This window comes from Pseudomonas sp. B21-012 (assembly GCF_024749305.1).
Lineage (GTDB): Bacteria > Pseudomonadota > Gammaproteobacteria > Pseudomonadales > Pseudomonadaceae > Aquipseudomonas.
This window is the reverse complement of the sequence record NZ_CP087197.1, coordinates 613982-630650: the sequence shown is the minus strand read 5'-3', so window position 1 is coordinate 630650 and position 16669 is coordinate 613982. Positions and strand designations below refer to the sequence as shown.

17 protein-coding genes are annotated in these 16669 nt (G+C 65.0%); 15 read left to right on the top strand and 2 right to left on the bottom strand.

Going from position 1 to position 16669, the window contains the following annotated elements:
• Positions 1-79 precede the first annotated feature (79 nt).
• The 14 genes from cbiE to cycA all read left to right on the top strand — a co-directional run bounded on the left by cbiE (position 80) and on the right by cycA (position 13921).
• The gene (cbiE, locus tag LOY37_RS02800) at positions 80-1291 is read left to right on the top strand and encodes a precorrin-6y C5,15-methyltransferase (decarboxylating) subunit CbiE (RefSeq protein ID WP_093376572.1); all 1212 of its coding nucleotides are present in this window, start codon (positions 80-82) and stop codon (positions 1289-1291) included.
• Positions 1284-2381: a cobalt-precorrin-5B (C(1))-methyltransferase gene (locus LOY37_RS02795; RefSeq protein ID WP_258716260.1), complete on the top strand. Its 1098-nt coding sequence runs from the start codon at positions 1284-1286 to the stop codon at positions 2379-2381. The genes cbiE and LOY37_RS02795 overlap by 8 nt, the downstream gene beginning before the upstream one ends.
• Complete coding sequence (locus LOY37_RS02790; RefSeq protein ID WP_258716259.1) at positions 2378-3094, top strand: cobalt-precorrin-6A reductase; 717 nt, start codon at positions 2378-2380, stop codon at positions 3092-3094. Before LOY37_RS02795 ends, LOY37_RS02790 begins: the two co-directional genes overlap by 4 nt.
• 136 nt (positions 3095-3230) lie before the next feature.
• On the top strand, positions 3231-3668 hold the full coding sequence (locus LOY37_RS02785) for an NfeD family protein (RefSeq protein ID WP_045196974.1): 438 nt from the start codon (positions 3231-3233) through the stop codon (positions 3666-3668).
• A gap of 23 nt (positions 3669-3691) precedes the next feature.
• Positions 3692-4549, top strand: coding sequence for an SPFH domain-containing protein (locus LOY37_RS02780; RefSeq protein ID WP_045196972.1), 858 nt, complete (start codon positions 3692-3694; stop codon positions 4547-4549).
• A gap of 96 nt (positions 4550-4645) precedes the next feature.
• Positions 4646-5038, top strand: coding sequence for a DUF2946 domain-containing protein (locus LOY37_RS02775; protein WP_045196971.1), 393 nt, complete (start codon positions 4646-4648; stop codon positions 5036-5038).
• 47 nt (positions 5039-5085) lie between these two features.
• The gene (locus tag LOY37_RS02770; protein WP_045196966.1) at positions 5086-5559 is read left to right on the top strand and encodes a copper chaperone PCu(A)C; all 474 of its coding nucleotides are present in this window, start codon (positions 5086-5088) and stop codon (positions 5557-5559) included.
• 19 nt (positions 5560-5578) lie between these two features.
• Positions 5579-6007, top strand: coding sequence for a DUF2946 domain-containing protein (locus tag LOY37_RS02765; protein ID WP_258716258.1), 429 nt, complete (start codon positions 5579-5581; stop codon positions 6005-6007).
• Between the two features lie 78 nt (positions 6008-6085).
• Complete coding sequence (locus LOY37_RS02760; RefSeq protein WP_258716257.1) at positions 6086-8152, top strand: TonB-dependent copper receptor; 2067 nt, start codon at positions 6086-6088, stop codon at positions 8150-8152.
• Between the two features lie 56 nt (positions 8153-8208).
• Positions 8209-9576, top strand: a complete 1368-nt coding sequence (locus LOY37_RS02755) for a PepSY domain-containing protein (protein ID WP_258716256.1) — start codon at positions 8209-8211, stop codon at positions 9574-9576.
• 61 nt (positions 9577-9637) lie between these two features.
• Positions 9638-10426, top strand: a complete 789-nt coding sequence (locus LOY37_RS02750) for an ABC transporter ATP-binding protein (protein WP_258596191.1) — start codon at positions 9638-9640, stop codon at positions 10424-10426.
• Complete coding sequence (locus tag LOY37_RS02745) at positions 10423-11373, top strand: ABC transporter substrate-binding protein (RefSeq protein WP_258716255.1); 951 nt, start codon at positions 10423-10425, stop codon at positions 11371-11373. The genes LOY37_RS02750 and LOY37_RS02745 overlap by 4 nt, the downstream gene beginning before the upstream one ends.
• Positions 11370-12392: an iron ABC transporter permease gene (locus tag LOY37_RS02740; protein WP_045196952.1), complete on the top strand. Its 1023-nt coding sequence runs from the start codon at positions 11370-11372 to the stop codon at positions 12390-12392. The genes LOY37_RS02745 and LOY37_RS02740 overlap by 4 nt, the downstream gene beginning before the upstream one ends.
• A gap of 110 nt (positions 12393-12502) precedes the next feature.
• Positions 12503-13921: a D-serine/D-alanine/glycine transporter gene (gene cycA, locus LOY37_RS02735; RefSeq protein WP_045196950.1), complete on the top strand. Its 1419-nt coding sequence runs from the start codon at positions 12503-12505 to the stop codon at positions 13919-13921.
• On the opposite strand, the gene LOY37_RS02730 is transcribed toward cycA, so the two are convergent.
• Both LOY37_RS02730 and LOY37_RS02725 read right to left on the bottom strand, forming a co-directional pair.
• A complete protein-coding gene (locus tag LOY37_RS02730) occupies positions 13922-14470 on the bottom strand; it encodes a hypothetical protein (protein WP_258716254.1) in 549 nt (182 codons plus the stop codon).
• Positions 14471-14524: 54 nt separating this feature from the next.
• Complete coding sequence (locus LOY37_RS02725) at positions 14525-15100, bottom strand: hypothetical protein (RefSeq protein WP_258716253.1); 576 nt, start codon at positions 15098-15100, stop codon at positions 14525-14527.
• 246 nt (positions 15101-15346) lie between these two features.
• Here LOY37_RS02725 and urtA point away from each other — a divergent pair, with 246 nt between their 5' ends.
• The gene (urtA, locus tag LOY37_RS02720) at positions 15347-16612 is read left to right on the top strand and encodes an urea ABC transporter substrate-binding protein (RefSeq protein WP_258716252.1); all 1266 of its coding nucleotides are present in this window, start codon (positions 15347-15349) and stop codon (positions 16610-16612) included.
• The last annotated feature ends 57 nt before the right edge of the window (positions 16613-16669 follow it).

Below are 16669 nucleotides of genomic sequence, written 5' to 3'. Positions count from 1 at the left end.
AGAAGGCGCGGTATTATGCCTGCTTTGTCCAAAGGCATGAAAAGCCTGCCGGTCGGATTGCGTTGAATTGAGGAAATCCATGTCGCCCTGGCTGACAATAGTAGGTATCGGTGAAGACGGCTTCAGTGGCCTGGGCAAGCAGGCCCGGCGCGCGCTGCTGGGCGCTTCACGGGTGTTTGGCGGCCAGCGCCAGCTGGACCTGTTGCCGCACTGCATCAGCGGCGAACGCCTGCTGTGGCCCAGCCCGTTTTCCCTGGCGCCGGTACTGGCCCTGCGCGGCGAGCCGGTGTGCGTGCTGGCCAGCGGCGACCCGATGTTCTATGGCGTAGGCGCAAGCCTTGCGCGCCAGCTCGACGTCAGCGAAATGAACGTGTTGCCGATGCCCTCTTCCTGCGCCCTGGCCGCCGCCCGCCTGGGTTGGCCACTGCAGGAGGTGCTGACGCTCTCGCTGGTGGCGCGGCCGATCGCTGCGCTCAACGCCCAACTGTACAGCGGCGTGCGCCTGCTGGTGCTGAGCAACGATGGCAGCAGCCCGGCCGCGATCGCCGCCCTGCTGCGCGAACGCGGTTTCGCGCTGAGCCGCCTGCAGGTCTTCGAGCACCTGGGCGGCAGCGCCGAGCGTCGCCTCGAGGGCACTGCCGCGCACTGGCCGCACCCGCAAGTTGCCGACTTGAACCTGGTCGCCATCGAATGCCTGGCCACGCCCGATGCACCGCGCCTGTCGCCGCTTGCCGGTCTGCCAGACAGCGCCTTCAGACACGACGGCCAGCTGACCAAGCGCGATGTGCGCGCCATCACTCTGGCGCGCCTGGCCCCGCAGCCGGGCGAACTGCTCTGGGATGTCGGCGCCGGCAGCGGCTCGATCGGTATCGAGTGGATGCGCGCCCACCCCAGTTGCCGGGCGTTGGCGATCGAGTCCGACGAGGGCCGCCAGCAACTGATCGAACACAACCGCGATGCCCTTGGCGTGCCTGGCCTGCAGTTGATTCGAGGTCGTGCGCCGATGGCCCTGCAGGGCCTGGAACGCCCGGATGCGATCTTCATCGGTGGCGGCGTGACCCGCGAAGGCGTGCTGCAACACTGCTGGCAGCAACTGCGCCCGGGTGGCCGCCTGGTGGCCAATGCCGTGACCCTGCAAAGTGAACTGGCGCTGGTCAACTGGCGCGAGCAGCATGGCGGCGAGCTGACCCGCATCCATATCGCCCAGGCGCAACCCCTGGGCGAGTTCGACACCTGGCGCCAGGCCCTGCCGATCACCCTGCTAGACGCGGTCAAGCCTGCCGATGCGTGACGAAACCCGCGAACAACCCGCGCCACTGCGCAGCGGCCTGACCACTGGCAGTTGCGCCACCGCCACTAGCCTGGCGGCGGCGCGGCTGCTGCTGGGCGGCCAGAGCAACGATGCGGTGCAGATCACCTTGCCCAAGGGCAAGGTGGTGCAGATGCGCCTGGAGTTTTGTCGCCTGCACGAGGACGGCGCCGAAGCCGGCACCCTCAAGGATGCCGGCGATGACCCGGACGTGACCCACGGCGCCCTGCTCTACAGCCGCGTGCGCCTGCAGGCCGAACCCGGTGTGCGCTTTGTTGCCGGCCACGGCGTCGGCACGGTGACCCGCCCAGGCCTGGTGCTCGGCGTGGGTGAACCGGCGATCAACCCGGTACCACGCAGGATGATGACCGAGCACCTGCTGCGCCTGGCCGCCGAATTCGCCTACAGCGGCGGCTTCGAGGTCACGGTAAACGTGCAGGACGGTGAGAGCCTGGCGCTGAAGACCATGAACCCGCGTCTGGGCATTCTTGGCGGCCTGTCGATCCTCGGCACCAGCGGCATTGTCCGGCCGTTCTCCTGCTCGGCCTACATCGCCTCGATCCATCAGGGTATCGACGTGGCCAGGACCAATGGCTATCAGCACATCGCCGCCTGCACCGGCAATGCCAGCGAAGACACCATGCGCCGGGTCTACAACCTGCCGGAAATCGCCCTGATCGAAATGGGCGATTTTGTCGGCGCGGTGCTCAAGCACCTGCGCAAGGTGCCTGTGGATAAACTCAGCCTGTGCGGCGGCTTCGGTAAGATCAGCAAGCTGGCCGCCGGGCACATGGACCTGCACAGCCGCCATTCGAGCATCGACCTGCCGCAACTGGCCGACTGGGCTGCAGCCATTGGTGCCGACCCGGCGTTGCAAGACGCTATTCGCCAGGCCAACACCAGCCAGCAGGCGCTGGCCCTGGCCAGTGCCGCCGGCGTTGCCCTGGGCGATGCGGTCTGCGCCCATGCCCTGGCCTTTGCCCGTAGCGTGGTGCCGGCGCAGGTGCAGGTGGAAGTGTTCGCCATTGATCGTCAGGGCGGCATCGTTGGCCATGCAGGGGGCTTTGCATGAAGCGCATCCTGTTGCTCGGCGGCGTCACCGAGGCGCTGGCGATTGCCCGCACCCTGGGCCCACAGCACGTCTACAGCCTGGCCGGGATCGGCCGGGTGCCTACTGACCTGGACTGTCAGGTCCGGGTCGGCGGGTTTGGCGGCGCCGAGGGCCTGGCCGCTTACCTGCGCGCAGAACGCATCGACCTGCTGATCGACGCCACCCACCCCTACGCCGCCCGCATCAGCGCCAACGCCGCCCACGCCGCGCAACTCACCGGCGTGCCGTGCTGGGCGTTGCGCCGCCCGGCCTGGCAAGCCCAGGCCGGCGATGACTGGCGCGAGGTGAGCGACTGGGCCGAACTGATCGACGCCCTGCGCCCGTTCCAGCGCCCGCTGTTCACCCTCGGCCGTGAGCCATTGCAGCATCTGCACGAAATTCCCGCCCATCAATTCTGGACCTTGCGCGCCCTCGAAGCCTGCCCCGGCAATGCACGCTGCGAAGTGATCGGCGCCCGCGGGCCATTCCACCTGGAAGACGAACGCGCGCTGTTCGAGCGTCGGCAGATCGATGTGCTGATCAGCAAGAACAGCGGCAGCGGGGCGACCGAGCCTAAACTTGCAATCGCCAGGCAACGGCGAGTGCCGGTGTTGATCCTCAAGCGACCAGTGCTGCCGGAAGTTGACAGGGAGTTCTTCAGCCCTTCAGAGATGCTGGCAGACCTGCCTAGATAGATTCGCTTGCATCAAGACCTGAGGGTCATAGCCATACAAAAAAGCTTTTAGGAAGTTTCTTACTGGCTTGATTTGCCCCAACCTTACCCCACTGCCTTACACTACGCCCCTCCTCCCCCCGGAAGACTTCACCCATATGGAAATGCAATGGTGGATCTGGCTGGTATTCGGTTTCGGCCTCGTAGTGCTCGAACTGGTCCTGCCAACCTTCTTCATCCTCTGGTTCGGCATTGGTGCCGTGCTGGTTTCGTTCATTGCCTTCCTGGCACCGAGCCTGCAGCTCGATATGCAGGTGCTGCTGTGGGTGGTGTTCTCGTCGATCACCACGCTGCTGTGGTTCAAGGTATTTCGCAGAAAGCAGCCGGACACCCGCTGGACTGCCGACAGCGTGATCGGCGAAGTTGGCCTGCTCACCGCCACAGTCTCAGAGTTCCACAAGGGCCGCGTGCGCTTTCAAAAGCCGATTCTCGGCAATGAAGAATGGGTGTGCGTCGCCGATGCCGAGATCCCGGCCGGCGAGCGCGTGCGCCTCACTGCCATCGAAGGCAATACCGCCCGGGTTGCCCGGGCCTGATCAGTAAAAGGAAGCATTGACTCATGACCAGCCTTATCGTCGTCGGCACCATCGCCGCATTCGCCCTCATCACCCTGTTCAAGGGCGTGCGCATCGTGCCCCAGGGCGAGGAGTGGATCGTCGAGCGCCTGGGCCGCTACCACAGCACCCTCAAGCCGGGCCTGAACCTGCTGATCCCGTACATGGACGTGGTCGCCTACCGCCTGCCGACCAAGGACATCATCCTCGACGTGCAGCAGCAGGAAATCATCACCCGCGACAACGCGGTGATCGTCGCCAACGCCCTGTGTTTCGCCAAGGTCGTCGACCCGCAAAAAGCCGCCTACGGCGTGCAGGACTTTTCCTTCGCGGTCACCAGCCTGACCATGACCTCGCTGCGCGCCATCGTTGGTGCCATGGACCTCGACGAAGCGCTGTCGAGCCGCGAGCAGATCAAGGCGCGCCTGCGCGAAGCGATGTCCGAGCAGACCGAAGACTGGGGCGTGACCGTGCGCTCGGTAGAGATCCAGGACATCAAGCCGTCGCAGAACATGCAGGCGGCCATGGAGCGCCAGGCCGCCGCCGAGCGTGAACGCAAAGCCGACGTCACCCGCGCCGAGGGCGCCAAGCAGGCCGCCATTCTCGAAGCCGAAGCGCGCCAACAGGCGGCCAAGCTCGACGCTGAAGCGCAGATCAACCTCGCCGAAGCCTCGGCGCGTTCCATCACCCTGGTTCGGGACGCGGTCGGCACCGAAATCACCCCGGCCATGTACCTGCTCGGCGAGCGTTACATCGGCGCCATGGAAAGCCTTGCCAGCAGCGACAACGCCAAGGTCGTGGTGCTGCCGGCCGACCTGCAGGAAACCGTGCGCGGCCTGATGGGCCGCAACAAACAGGCCTGATGCGAACCGGGAGTGCGGCACTTCACCGCACCCCCGGTAATTTTTCCTATACTGGGCGCTACAATAGCCACCTCTGATTCCTGACCGGATCTTTCCATGTCCCCATATCGGCCCGCCATCGCCTGGATCGCCTGCTTCGCAGTGCTGTTCAATCTGCTGGCCATGCCGTTGGCGTCCGCAGCCCCCAAGGGCCCGGCCGAACAACTGCTGTGGGGGGCCTTCTGTTCGAGCGTCGGGGCCAAGGCCAATCCGGCAATCATGGCCCTGGGCAAGATCGACCTCGGCCAGCAAGGCGATGACCATTCGAACATGCAGCACTGCTGGTGCTGCTCGGGCGCCGCGCCGTTGCTGGCGCTTCCCGGGCATGCGCCGCAACTGAGCAAACCGCTGGCCCTGTCGATCGGGCTCGAACCGCTGCTCACCGCCTATCAACCCACGCCACGCCAACAGTGGCCGGCCCTCAACCCCCGCGCCTCCCCTCTGGTCTGAGTTCACTACGCTACCTGTTGCGAACCTGAATCGACTGGAGAATCACCATGTTCAAGAACGCCCTGCTGCTGGCCGCGCTGATGCTGCCGGCGACCTTTGCCACTGCCCATGAATACACCGTCGGCGAGCTGCATATCGCTCACCCGTGGTCGCAGGAGTTGCCGCCGAACGCGCCCAACGTTGCCGCCTATTTTGTCGTGCATAACAACGGCAAGAGCGCCGACACCCTGACCGGCGTCGACAGCCCGATCAGCGACGATGCCCAGCTGCACGAGCATGTGCACAAAGATGGCCTGATGAAAATGCAGCAGGTAATGAGCGTCGAAGTGCCTGCAGGCGGCGAGCTGAAATTCGCCCCCGGCGCCTACCATGTGATGCTGATGCAGCCCAAGGACCGCAGCCTGCTGGCTGACGGCAAGCGCTTCCCGCTGACCCTGCATTTCAAGCACGCCGGTGACATCACCGTCGAGGTCGCGGTGCAGAAACAGGCACCCGACGAGGCAGCCGCTCACAATCACTGATCGCTGAAGGCTGCCCGGCGTGACTAGCGCCCGCAGCAGGTTCACCCGCCCCGCGCGTCCTGGCTCCAGGACGCTTCGCGGCAGCTGGCTGAGCCTGTTCGCCATGTTGATGATCTTTATCGGCCCACTGGTTTCCCAGTCGATGCCGATGGATCACCGTGCCATGCCGCCAGGCATGAACATGAGCATGGCCATGGACAGCGCCGCCGATTGCCATGCCGACAACCATCACGGCGGCAGCCCGGCGCTGAAGGTGATCTGGGAGAAGTGCGGTTACTGCAGCCTGTTCTTCCATTGCCCGGCATTGCCCCAGGCCCTGAGCCTGCTCAACACTGAAGCCGTCCCCGCCAACAGCCAACTGCTCGTTCACCCGCGCCAGGGGCATGCCCGGCAGACAGTATTCCCCGGCGCCCGCAGCCGCGCGCCGCCACCCTTCATCGTCGTCTGAGTCCACTCCCTGCGCCCGAAGTCCGGCATCAGCCGTCGACTGCGCGCACCCTTATGACTGATCGATGTTGGAATCATTATGTCCGGCTGCACCGCTGTTTTTCGTCTGTCCCTGCAAGGGACCATCGCCGTGATCTGCGGCACCCTGCTCAGCCCCCTGGCCCTGGCCGCAAGCCAGGCCGAAGACGCGCATGTTCATGACCAGGCCGAGCTGAGCCCGACGGTGATCACCGCCGTGGCCCCGAGCTCGCCGCTGACTATCGTCACCAACCCCAAGGACCCACGCCAGCCGGTGCCGGCCAGCGATGGCGCCGACTACCTGAAAACCATCCCCGGCTTCTCGGCCATCCGCGCCGGCGGCACCAATGGTGACCCGGTGCTGCGCGGCATGTTCGGCTCGCGCCTGAACATCCTCACCAACGGCGGCGTGATGCTCGGCGCCTGCCCCAACCGCATGGACGCCCCGACCTCGTACATTTCGCCGGAGACCTACGACCGCCTGACCGTGATCAAGGGCCCGCAAAGCGTGATCTGGGGCCCGGGCGCATCGGCTGGGACCATCCTTTTCGACCGCGAGCCGGAAAAATTCGGCGAGCTGGGCAGTCGCGTCAACGCCAGCCTGCTGGGCGGCTCCAACGGCCGCTTCGACAAGGTCCTGGATGCCGCCGCCGGCAACCGCTACGGCTATGCGCGCTTCGTCGGCAACCAGTCGCGCTCGGACGACTATGAAGACGGCAATGGCGACACCGTACCGTCGCGCTGGGACAAGTGGAACGGTGACGTCGCCCTGGGCTGGACCCCGGACGCCGACACCCTGGTGGAACTGACCGCCGGCAAGGGCGACGGTGAAGCGCGTTATGCCGGGCGCGGCATGGACGGCTCGCAGTTCAAGCGCGAAAGCCTTGGCCTGCGCTTCGAGAAGTCCAACATCGGCGAAGTCTTCGACAAGCTCGAAGCCCAGGTCTACTACAACTACGCCGACCACGTGATGGACAACTACAGCCTGCGCACGCCCTCGGGCATGGGCATGATGGGCATGCCGATGGTCAGCAACGTCGACCGCCGCACCCTTGGCGGGCGGATCAAGGGCACCTGGCGCTGGGATGACCTGCAACTGATCAGCGGCATCGACGCACAAACCAACGAACACCGCCAGCGCAGCGGCATGGGCGTCGATGTGCACAAGCACATGGCCTGGACCAAGGACGCCGACTTCCACAACTACGGGGTATTCGGCGAACTGACCTGGTACGCCGCCGAACAGGACCGGCTGATCACCGGTGCGCGCCTGGACCGCGCCTCGGCCAAGGATTATCGCGCCACCAGCGCCACCGGTGGCGACACCCGCGCCGATACCCTGCCCAGCGGTTTTATCCGCTACGAGCACGACCTGGTGGATATCCCCGCCACCACGTACGTCGGCCTCGGCCACGCCCAGCGCTTCCCCGACTACTGGGAGCTGTTCTCGCCCAAGTCCGGCCCGGCAGGTTCGGTCAATGCCTTCGACAGTATCAAGCCGGAGAAAACCACCCAGCTCGACTTCGGCATCCAGTACCAGACCGAGACCGTCGACGCCTGGGCCTCGGGCTATGTCGGGCAGATCCGCGACTACATCCTCTTCGACTACCGCCCGGGGATGATGGGCATGCCAAGCTCGCAAGCGCAGAACATCGACGCGCGGATCATGGGCGGCGAACTGGGCGCGGCGTACAAATTGACCAGCAACTGGAAAGCCGACGCTACCCTGGCCTACGCTTGGGGCAAGAACAGCAGCGACGGCAAGGCACTGCCGCAGATGCCACCGCTTGAAAGCCGCCTGGGCCTGACCTACAGCCGTGATGTGTGGAGCGCCGGGGCTTTGTGGCGCCTGGTGGCGGCGCAGAACCGCATTGCCGAAAACTCCGGCAACGTGGTGGGCAAGGACTACGAGAAGAGCGGCGGTTTCGGCGTGTTCTCGCTGAACGGCGCCTACAAGGTCAGCAACAACCTCAAGCTCAGCGCCGGGGTCGACAACCTGTTCGACAAAGCCTACGCCGAGCACCTGAACCTGGCGGGCAACGCCGGCTTCGGCTACCCGGCCACCGACCCGCAGCCGATCAACGAGCCGGGGCGTACGTTCTGGACCAAGGTCGACCTGAGTTTCTGATCCAACCCGGGCGCGATCGTTGATCGCGCCTTACCCAGGCAACACGGGAGCGCTGCATGAGCAAACCGCACATATCCTTCTACAACCTGGCGTGGCGCTGGCATTTTTACGCCGGGTTGTTCGTCGCGCCGTTCATGATCCTGCTGGCGATCACCGGGATCATCTACCTGTTCAAGCCGCAGCTCGACCCATTGCTGTATCGCGACTTGATGGTGGTCGAGGCCGGGCATCACCGGCACAACGCCGACAGCCTGCTGCAACAGGTGCAGCAGGCTTACCCCAAGGGCCAGGTCAGCCAGTACCTGCCGGCAACCGCCAGTGATCGCAGTGCCCAGTTCGTGGTGCACAACGCTGGCCGTGAATTGAATGTGTTCGTCGACCCCTACAGCGGCCAGCTGCTCGGCGAACAGGACGCGAACAACAACCTGCAGGCCGTGGCCCGTGCGCTGCACGGTGAACTGATGATCGGCACCTCTGGCGATCGCCTGGTGGAACTGGCCGCCGGCTGGGGCGTGGTGCTGGTGGTCTCGGGCCTGTACCTGTGGTGGCCGCGCGGCACGCGCAGCGCCGGTGTGCTGTGGCCGCGCCTGAACGCCCGTGGCCGCCTGCTGTGGCGCGACCTGCATGCGGTCACAGGCTTCTGGGGCGCGGCGCTGTTGTTGTTGATGCTGCTCAGCGGCATGACCTGGACCGGCTTCTGGGGCAAGCAGTACGCCGACCTGTGGAACCGTTTTCCGGCGGCAATGTGGAACGACGTGCCGCAGTCCGACCAGCAAGCCCGGGCGCTCAACAGTGCCAGCCGCCAGACCGTGCCCTGGGCCATGGAAAACACACCGATGCCGCAATCCGCCGCCCACGCCGAGCATGCCGGCCACAGCATGGGCTCCAGCGCCCCGGCGGCGCCGCAGGTCAGCCTGCAACAGATCGAAGAGCTGGCCACTACCCGCCGCGTCGAACCTGGCTACAGCATTACCCTGCCAACCAGTGCCGAAGGCGTGTACACCATTGCCGTGTTCGCCGACGACCCGCGCAACGACGCCACCTTGCATGTCGACCAGTACACCGGCCAGGTGCTGGTGGACGTACGCTGGCAGGATTACAGCAACGTCGCCCGGGCCACCGAGCTTGGGGTGATGCTCCACGAAGGCAAGATGTTCGGCACGCTGAACCAGCTTATTGTCCTGCTGATCTGCCTGATGATCCTGCTCGGCTCGGTCAGCGGCCTGGTGATGTGGTGGAAACGCCGCCCCGAAGGTGGCCTCGGTGTACCGCCGCTGCGCCATGACTTGCCGCGCTGGAAGACCGCGACCGTGATCATGCTGATTCTGGGGGCGGCCTTCCCGCTGGTGGGCGGCTCGATGCTGCTGGTGTGGCTGGTGGATCGTTATGCACAACCGCTGGCGCGGACAAATCCGCTAACATGAGCGCCCGTTTTCGATACGGGCCTGTTTTTGGCGTCATCGCCCGCAGGCCCGCAGGACCTTGATGAGCACCCTGAGTATCAGCGACCTGCACTGGTCGCCCCTGGGCCACGGCCATTGCCACCACCAGTTCCAGCTGCGCGACGTCGAGTTGCAGGTCGGCGCCGGCGAGTTCGTCGGCCTGATCGGCCCCAATGGCAGCGGCAAGACCAGCCTGCTGCGCTGCGCCTACCGTTTCAACAAGCCGGAACGCGGCCAGGTGCGCCTGGGCGAGCATGACCTGTGGCAGCAGTCGCCGCGCTGGTGCGCCCAGCGTATCGCCGTGGTGCTGCAGGAGTTTCCCGATGCCTTCGGCCTGAATGTCGAGGAAGTCGTGGCCATGGGCCGCACGCCGCACAAAGGCCTGTTCGACGGCGACAGCCCAGCCGATCGCCAACGGGTCCAGGACGCCTTGCAGGCAGTCGGCCTGCAGGGCTTTGACGACCACACCTTCGCCAGCCTGTCCGGTGGCGAGAAACAGCGGGTGATCCTCGCCCGGGCTCTGGTCCAGCAACCGCAGGTGCTGATCCTCGACGAGCCGACCAATCACCTTGACCCGCGTTACCAGCTGGAGCTGCTGCAGCAGGTGCGGCGCCTGGGCATCGGCACCCTGGCGAGCATCCATGACCTGAACCTGGCGGCGGCCTTTTGCGATCGCCTGTACGTGCTCGACCACGGCCGCATCGTTGCCAGCGGCACGCCAGACCAGGTGCTGACCGCCGAATTGCTGCAGGAGGTGTTCGGCGTACAAGCGCTGATCGACCGCCACCCTCTGGCTGACCACCCTCGCCTTACCTGGATAACCCAGCGATGATTCGATCCATCCTGTTGCTCGGCCTGGCCTTGCTGCTGGCCAGCCCCGGCGCTTTCGCCGAGGCCACCCAATACCCATTGACGGTGCAGAGCTGCAACCGCCAGGTGACTTTCACCAAGGCCCCGGAGCATGCCCTGAGCCACGACATCAACATGACCCAGATGATGCTCGCCCTCGGCCTGCGTTCGCGCATGGTCGGCTACAGCGGTGTCAGCGGCTGGAAGGCGGTCACCCCGCAGCTGCGCAAGCAACTCGACGGCCTGCCGGAACTGGCGGCCAAGTACCCGTCGGTGGAAACCCTGCTCAACGCCAATGTCGACTTCCTGTTCGCCGGCTGGGACTACGGCATGCGCGTCGGCGGCGACCTCACCCCGCAAAGCCTGGCGCCGCTGGGCATCCCGGTGTACGAGCTGACCGAATCCTGTGCCTTTGTCATGAAGCGCCCGGCAGCCAGCCTCGACGACACCTACACCGACCTGCGCAACCTGGGCAGGATCTTCGACGTGCAGGCGCGTGCCGAGCAGTTGATCGGCGACATGCAAGCGCGCGTTGCCGTGGTCCAGCAGCAACTGCCGTCCGAGCGTCCACGGGTGTTCCTCTACGACAGCGGTGAAGACCGGGCCATGACCTCCGGGCGCCTGGGCATGCCCGAGGCGCTGATCACCGCCGCCGGCGGGCGCAATGTGCTCAATGACATCGAAGCCAGCTGGACCCGGGTCAACTGGGAGAGCGTGGTCGAGCGCAACCCCGAGGTCATCGTCATCGTCGACTACGGCGAAGTCAGCGCCGCGCAGAAACAGGCGTTCCTCGAACAGCATCCGGCCCTGCAATCGGTGGAGGCGATCCGCAACAAGCGCTTCGTGGTCATTCCCTACGTGGCGGCCACGCCGAGCCTTGAGAACGTCGAAGCCATCGAGACCATCGCCAAGAGCCTGCACGGCGCATGAGGTCGGCAAACTCCCGGCAGCGGTTGTTGCTGCTCGCGCTGTTGGCCCTGCTGCTGGTGTCCTGCGTGGTGTCCCTGGGCTTTGGCTCGGCACCGGTGCCGGTCGAGGTGGTGTGGCGCGTGCTGCTGTTCAAGCTGTTCGGCGTTACCCCCGAGACACCGGCGTGGACCACGGGCCAGGAACATATCGTCTGGCTGATCCGCGTGCCGCGCATGCTTCTGGCGGCGCTGGTGGGCGGCGGGCTGGCGATGATCGGCGCGGTGCTGCAGGCGGTGACGCGCAACCCGCTGGCCGACCCGCACTTGCTCGGCGTCACTTCCGGGGCAACCCTGGGTGCGGTACTGGTGGTGCTGCATATCGGCGAACTGCTCGGCGTGCTGACCTTGCCCCTGGCCGCCTTTATCGGCGCGCTGTGCAGCATGCTGCTGGTGCTGGCCATTGCCAGCCGCCACGGCCGCCTGGACAGCGACCGCCTGCTGCTGTGCGGCGTGGCCGTGGCCTTTGTGATGATGGCGGCGGCCAACCTGCTGCTGTTTCTCGGTGACCACCGGGCAAGCTCGGCGGTGATGTTCTGGATGCTCGGCGGCCTGGGCCTGGCGCGCTGGGAGCTGCTGCCGATTCCGGCGATCAGCGTATTGCTCGGCCTGGCCTTGTTGCTGGGCATGGCCCGCTCGCTGAATGCGTTGATGGCCGGCGAGCAGACCGCCGTGACCCTTGGCCTGAACGCGCGCAAGGTGCGCCTGCTGGCATTTCTGATCTGCTCGCTGCTGACCGGCGTGCTGGTGGCGATCAGCGGCTCGATCGGCTTTGTCGGCCTGATGGTGCCGCACATCGCCCGGCGCCTGGTCGGCGCCGAGCACAGCCGCCTGCTGCCGGTGTGCCTGCTGCTGGGCAGCCTGTTCCTGATCTGGGTCGACGTCGCCGCACGTACGCTGATTTCGCCCGAGGACCTGCCGATCGGCATCGCCACTGCCGCCATTGGCGGTCTGTTCTTTATCGGCCTGATGCGCCGACGTTGATCACGGTCAACACCGCCCCCGCGTTGAGACGTATTGTCGCGCTAGCGCCAGGAAGGCGCGTGTTAGCCTAGCGGCGCACAACAAGACTGAACTCAACGGAATGCCTGCCTATGACCGCGAACCTGCCCCCGCAACACCCCACGCCGGAAAACCATGACCACCTGCAACGCAGCCTGTCCAACCGCCATATCCAGCTGATCGCCATCGGTGGCGCCATCGGTACCGGGCTGTTCATGGGCTCGGGCAAGACCATCAGCCTGGCCGGCCCGTCGATCATCTTCGTCTACATGATCATCGGCTTCATGCTGTTCTTCGTCATGCGCGCCATGGGCGAGTTGCTGCTGTCGAACCTCAACTACAAGTCGTTCATCGATTTTTCGGCCGACCTGCTCGGGCCCTGGGCCGGCTACTTCACCGGCTGGACCTACTGGTTCTGCTGGATCATCACCGGCATCGCCGACGTCATCGCGATATCGGCCTATTCGCAGTTCTGGTTCCCCGACCTGCCGCAGTGGGCGCCGGCGATTGCCTGTGTCGGCCTGCTGCTGTCGCTGAACCTGATCACGGTGAAGATGTTCGGCGAGATCGAATTCTGGTTCGCCATGATCAAGATCATCGCCATCGTCGCCCTGGTCGGCACCGGCCTGTACATGGTCATGGCCGGCTTCCAATCGCCGGCCGGACGCACCGCGGACCTTGCCAACCTGTGGAACGACCAGGGCATGTTCCCCCATGGCCTGATGGGCTTCTTTGCCGGGTTCCAGATTGCCGTGTTCGCCTTTGTCGGCATCGAACTGGTGGGCACCACCGCCGCCGAAGCGAAGAACCCGGAGCGCAACCTGCCACGGGCAATCAACTCGATCCCGATCCGCATCATCGTCTTCTACGTGCTGGCGCTGATCACCATCATGGCGGTGACGCCGTGGCGTGACGTGGTGCCGGGTAAGAGCCCGTTCGTGGAGCTGTTCGTGCTCGCCGGCCTGCCGGCGGCGGCCAGCATCATCAACTTCGTGGTGCTGACCTCGGCGGCCTCGTCGGCCAACAGCGGCGTATTCTCCACCAGCCGCATGCTCTTCGGCCTGGCCCAGCAGGGGGATGCACCCAAGCGTTTCGAGCAGTTGTCCAAGCGCAGCGTGCCGGCCAGCGGCCTGCTGTTCTCGTGCACCTGCCTGTTGGCCGGGGCGCTGCTGATGTACGTGATTCCGGACCTGGTCGAAGCCTTCACCCTGGTGACCACGGTGTCGGCGATCCTGTTCATGTTCGTCTGGTCGCTGATCCTGCTGTCGTACCTGAACTACCGCAAACAGCGCGCCGCGCTGCACCAGGCCTCGAAGTACAAGATGCCTGGCGGGCGCCTGATGTGCTGGGTGTGCCTGGCGTTCTTCGCCTTCATCCTGGTGCTGCTGAGCCTTGAGCACGACACCCGCCAGGCGCTGATCGTCACGCCGTTGTGGTTCGTGCTGCTGACCGTGACTTACCAGTTCGTGCGGCGCAATCGCGCGCTGCTGACCGCCAACGCCGACAACTGATCAGTCGAACTTCAAGCCTTCTTGTTCGTACGCCGACGCCGCACGGTCCCACTGCTGTTCCAGTGCGGCGTCGGCTTCGGCTCGTTGCGCCTCGCTCGGGCCGTCGATGAACACACTGCGGCCCTGGCCAAGGCTCAGGCAGGCATTGATGTCACCTCCCCAGATGTAAGGAAGGATAACTAGAAAACTGTCCGAGTCGACTTCGGCGTAGTGCGCCAGTTGCCGCAGCGGCGCCAGCAGTTGCAGCATCTCGCCATAATTGTCGGTGAACTCCAGCACGGCGAACGTCCACACCCCAGCCTGCTCATCGTAATGACTGCTGTTGCCCGCAGAAAACTCAACCCAGCCTTCGATCAGATCACTCAGGCTGCAGGAGGCGGTACGATCCAGGTCCTCGGCGGGGAGTTCGCCCGGGCCGTACGCGTCTTTGCTGTCATACCAGCATTGCCAGTCGTCGAACTGCCGCGGGTTGGCTACCGGCGCGCTCATCGCGGCCTGATAGGCAGCGGGGTTGAGGTTACAGCGAATGTACAGCGACGAAGCTTCCATCGGGTCTTTCCTTGTTCCGTGGGTGAATACTGATCAAACCGAGCTCAGAGAGGCTCAGCCTTCTGCTGCCTTGAGCAGTTCGGCCAGCACGGCATCGGCCTCGGCGCGTTGCGCTGGGGTCGGTGCCTGGGCAAACTGGCTGCGGCCGTTGAGGGTCAGGTAGGCGTTGTCGCCGTCACCCCAGATGTACGAATAGACCAGCATGAAGCTGTCGGAGTCGGCGGCGCAGTACGGCGCGACACTGCGCAGTGGCGCCAGCATGGAGATCATCGCCCCGTAGTTTTCGCTGAACTGCAGCAGGGCGAAGCGCCACACGCCGGTTTTTTCGTCGTACTCCGATAGCGAGCCGTAACGGCTGCCGCCGGCGATCTGGCTAAGGGTCTCGGCCGGCATCGGCCGCAGGTCGTCTGTATCAACCTTGCCGCCACCGTACATTTCCTTGCTATCGAACCACTGCTGCCAGTCAGTGAATGCCGCGGCCTCGCCCGGCCGGGCGGCCATGACCGTGGCGTACTGCGCCTTGGTCATGCTGCAGCGAAAATACAGCGAGGACGGCTCACTGGCCTGTACCTGCCCCATCGCGGCCCACACGCCGGCCATCACCATCCCTGCACGGGCGAATCTGTTCACTGTCGTCATCCCTGAACTGCGTTCAAAGGCGGCGATGATACCTGCGCGAACCAAAGCTGTGCAGACTTGTTTGCCGCGCACCGGGCACAGCGCCATCACGGTGCAAGCATGCTCGCCCGCCATCGCCAATCGCCGTGCAAACCCCGCACCAGACAGCTGCGCGCCACTCGGCACAGCCCTTGCTAACGCTCTTGGGCGAAGTCGCCATCTGCCCAACAGAGCATCCGATTCCATGGAGAGAGCACTATGAAGCGTCGCAGTCTGATCAAGGCCTTTACCCTTTGCGCGTCCATCGCGGCGATGGGCCTGAGCTGGAGCATCCAGGCCGCCGAGACCATCAAGGTCGGCATCCTGCATTCGCTGTCGGGGACCATGGCGATTTCCGAGACTTCGCTCAAGGACATGGCCCTGATGACCATCGAGCAGATCAACGCCAAGGGCGGGGTCAACGGCAAGCTGCTGGAACCGGTGGTGGTCGACCCGGCGTCGAACTGGCCGCTGTTCGCCGAAAAGGGCCGCCAGTTGCTGACCCAGGACAAGGTCGCGGTGGTGTTCGGCTGCTGGACCTCGGTGTCGCGCAAGTCGGTGCTGCCGGTGTTCGAAGAGCTCAACGGTTTGCTGTTCTACCCGGTGCAGTACGAAGGCGAAGAGATGTCGCCGAACGTCTTCTACACCGGTGCCGCGCCCAACCAGCAGGCGATCCCGGCAGTGGAGTACCTGATGAGCGAAGACGGCGGCGCCGCCAAGCGCTACTTCCTGCTCGGTACCGACTACGTCTACCCGCGCACCACCAACAAGATTTTGCGCGCCTTCCTGCACAGCAAGGGCGTGGCCGACAAGGACATCGAAGAGGTGTACACGCCGTTCGGCCACAGCGACTACCAGACCATCGTCGCCAACATCAAGAAGTTCTCTGCTGGCGGCAAGACCGCGGTGATCTCCACGGTCAACGGCGACTCCAACGTGCCGTTCTACAAGGAGCTGGCCAACCAGGGCCTGAAAGCCACCGACGTGCCGGTGGTGGCCTTCTCGGTAGGCGAGGAAGAACTGCGGGGCATCGACACCAAGCCGCTGGTGGGACACCTGGCGGCGTGGAACTACTTCGAATCGGTGGATAACCCGGTCAACAGCCAGTTCGTCGCCGACTGGAAAGCCTACGCCAAGGCCAAAAACCTGCCGGGCGCCGACAAGGCGGTGACCAACGACCCGATGGAGGCCACCTACGTCGGCATCCACATGTGGGCCCAGGCGGTCGAGAAAGCCAAGTCCACCGATGTCGACAAAGTCCGCGAAGCCCTGGCCGGGCAGACCTTCAAGGCGCCATCGGGCTACACCCTGACCATGGACAAGAGCAACCACCACCTGCACAAGCCAGTAATGATCGGCGAGATCCAGGATGACGGCCAGTTCAGTGTGGTCTGGGAAACCGAGCAACCGCTGCGAGCGCAGCCGTGGAGCCCGTTCATTCCAGGTAACGACAAGCGGCCGGATTATGCGGTGAAGGGCAACTGAGCCCATCGCGGGTCAAGTCGAGTCGTCGCACCGCCGCTCCCACTGTAGGAGCGGCGG

Excerpts from the sequence above, each read along its gene's own strand:
- LOY37_RS02760 (WP_258716257.1), top strand. The coding sequence starts at position 6,086 with ATGTCCGGCTGCACCGCTGTTTTTCGTCTGTCCCTGCAAGGGACCATC.
- LOY37_RS02730 (WP_258716254.1), bottom strand. The coding sequence starts at position 14,470 with ATGGAAGCTTCGTCGCTGTACATTCGCTGTAACCTCAACCCCGCTGCC.
- LOY37_RS02790 (WP_258716259.1), top strand. The coding sequence starts at position 2,378 with ATGAAGCGCATCCTGTTGCTCGGCGGCGTCACCGAGGCGCTGGCGATT.
- LOY37_RS02795 (WP_258716260.1), top strand. The coding sequence starts at position 1,284 with ATGCGTGACGAAACCCGCGAACAACCCGCGCCACTGCGCAGCGGCCTG.
- urtA (WP_258716252.1), top strand. The coding sequence starts at position 15,347 with ATGAAGCGTCGCAGTCTGATCAAGGCCTTTACCCTTTGCGCGTCCATC.
- LOY37_RS02780 (WP_045196972.1), top strand. The coding sequence starts at position 3,692 with ATGACCAGCCTTATCGTCGTCGGCACCATCGCCGCATTCGCCCTCATC.
- LOY37_RS02740 (WP_045196952.1), top strand. The coding sequence starts at position 11,370 with ATGAGGTCGGCAAACTCCCGGCAGCGGTTGTTGCTGCTCGCGCTGTTG.
- LOY37_RS02755 (WP_258716256.1), top strand. The coding sequence starts at position 8,209 with ATGAGCAAACCGCACATATCCTTCTACAACCTGGCGTGGCGCTGGCAT.
- LOY37_RS02775 (WP_045196971.1), top strand. The coding sequence starts at position 4,646 with ATGTCCCCATATCGGCCCGCCATCGCCTGGATCGCCTGCTTCGCAGTG.
- LOY37_RS02745 (WP_258716255.1), top strand. The coding sequence starts at position 10,423 with ATGATTCGATCCATCCTGTTGCTCGGCCTGGCCTTGCTGCTGGCCAGC.
- cbiE (WP_093376572.1), top strand. The coding sequence starts at position 80 with ATGTCGCCCTGGCTGACAATAGTAGGTATCGGTGAAGACGGCTTCAGT.
- LOY37_RS02785 (WP_045196974.1), top strand. The coding sequence starts at position 3,231 with ATGGAAATGCAATGGTGGATCTGGCTGGTATTCGGTTTCGGCCTCGTA.
- LOY37_RS02750 (WP_258596191.1), top strand. The coding sequence starts at position 9,638 with ATGAGCACCCTGAGTATCAGCGACCTGCACTGGTCGCCCCTGGGCCAC.
- LOY37_RS02770 (WP_045196966.1), top strand. The coding sequence starts at position 5,086 with ATGTTCAAGAACGCCCTGCTGCTGGCCGCGCTGATGCTGCCGGCGACC.
- cycA (WP_045196950.1), top strand. The coding sequence starts at position 12,503 with ATGACCGCGAACCTGCCCCCGCAACACCCCACGCCGGAAAACCATGAC.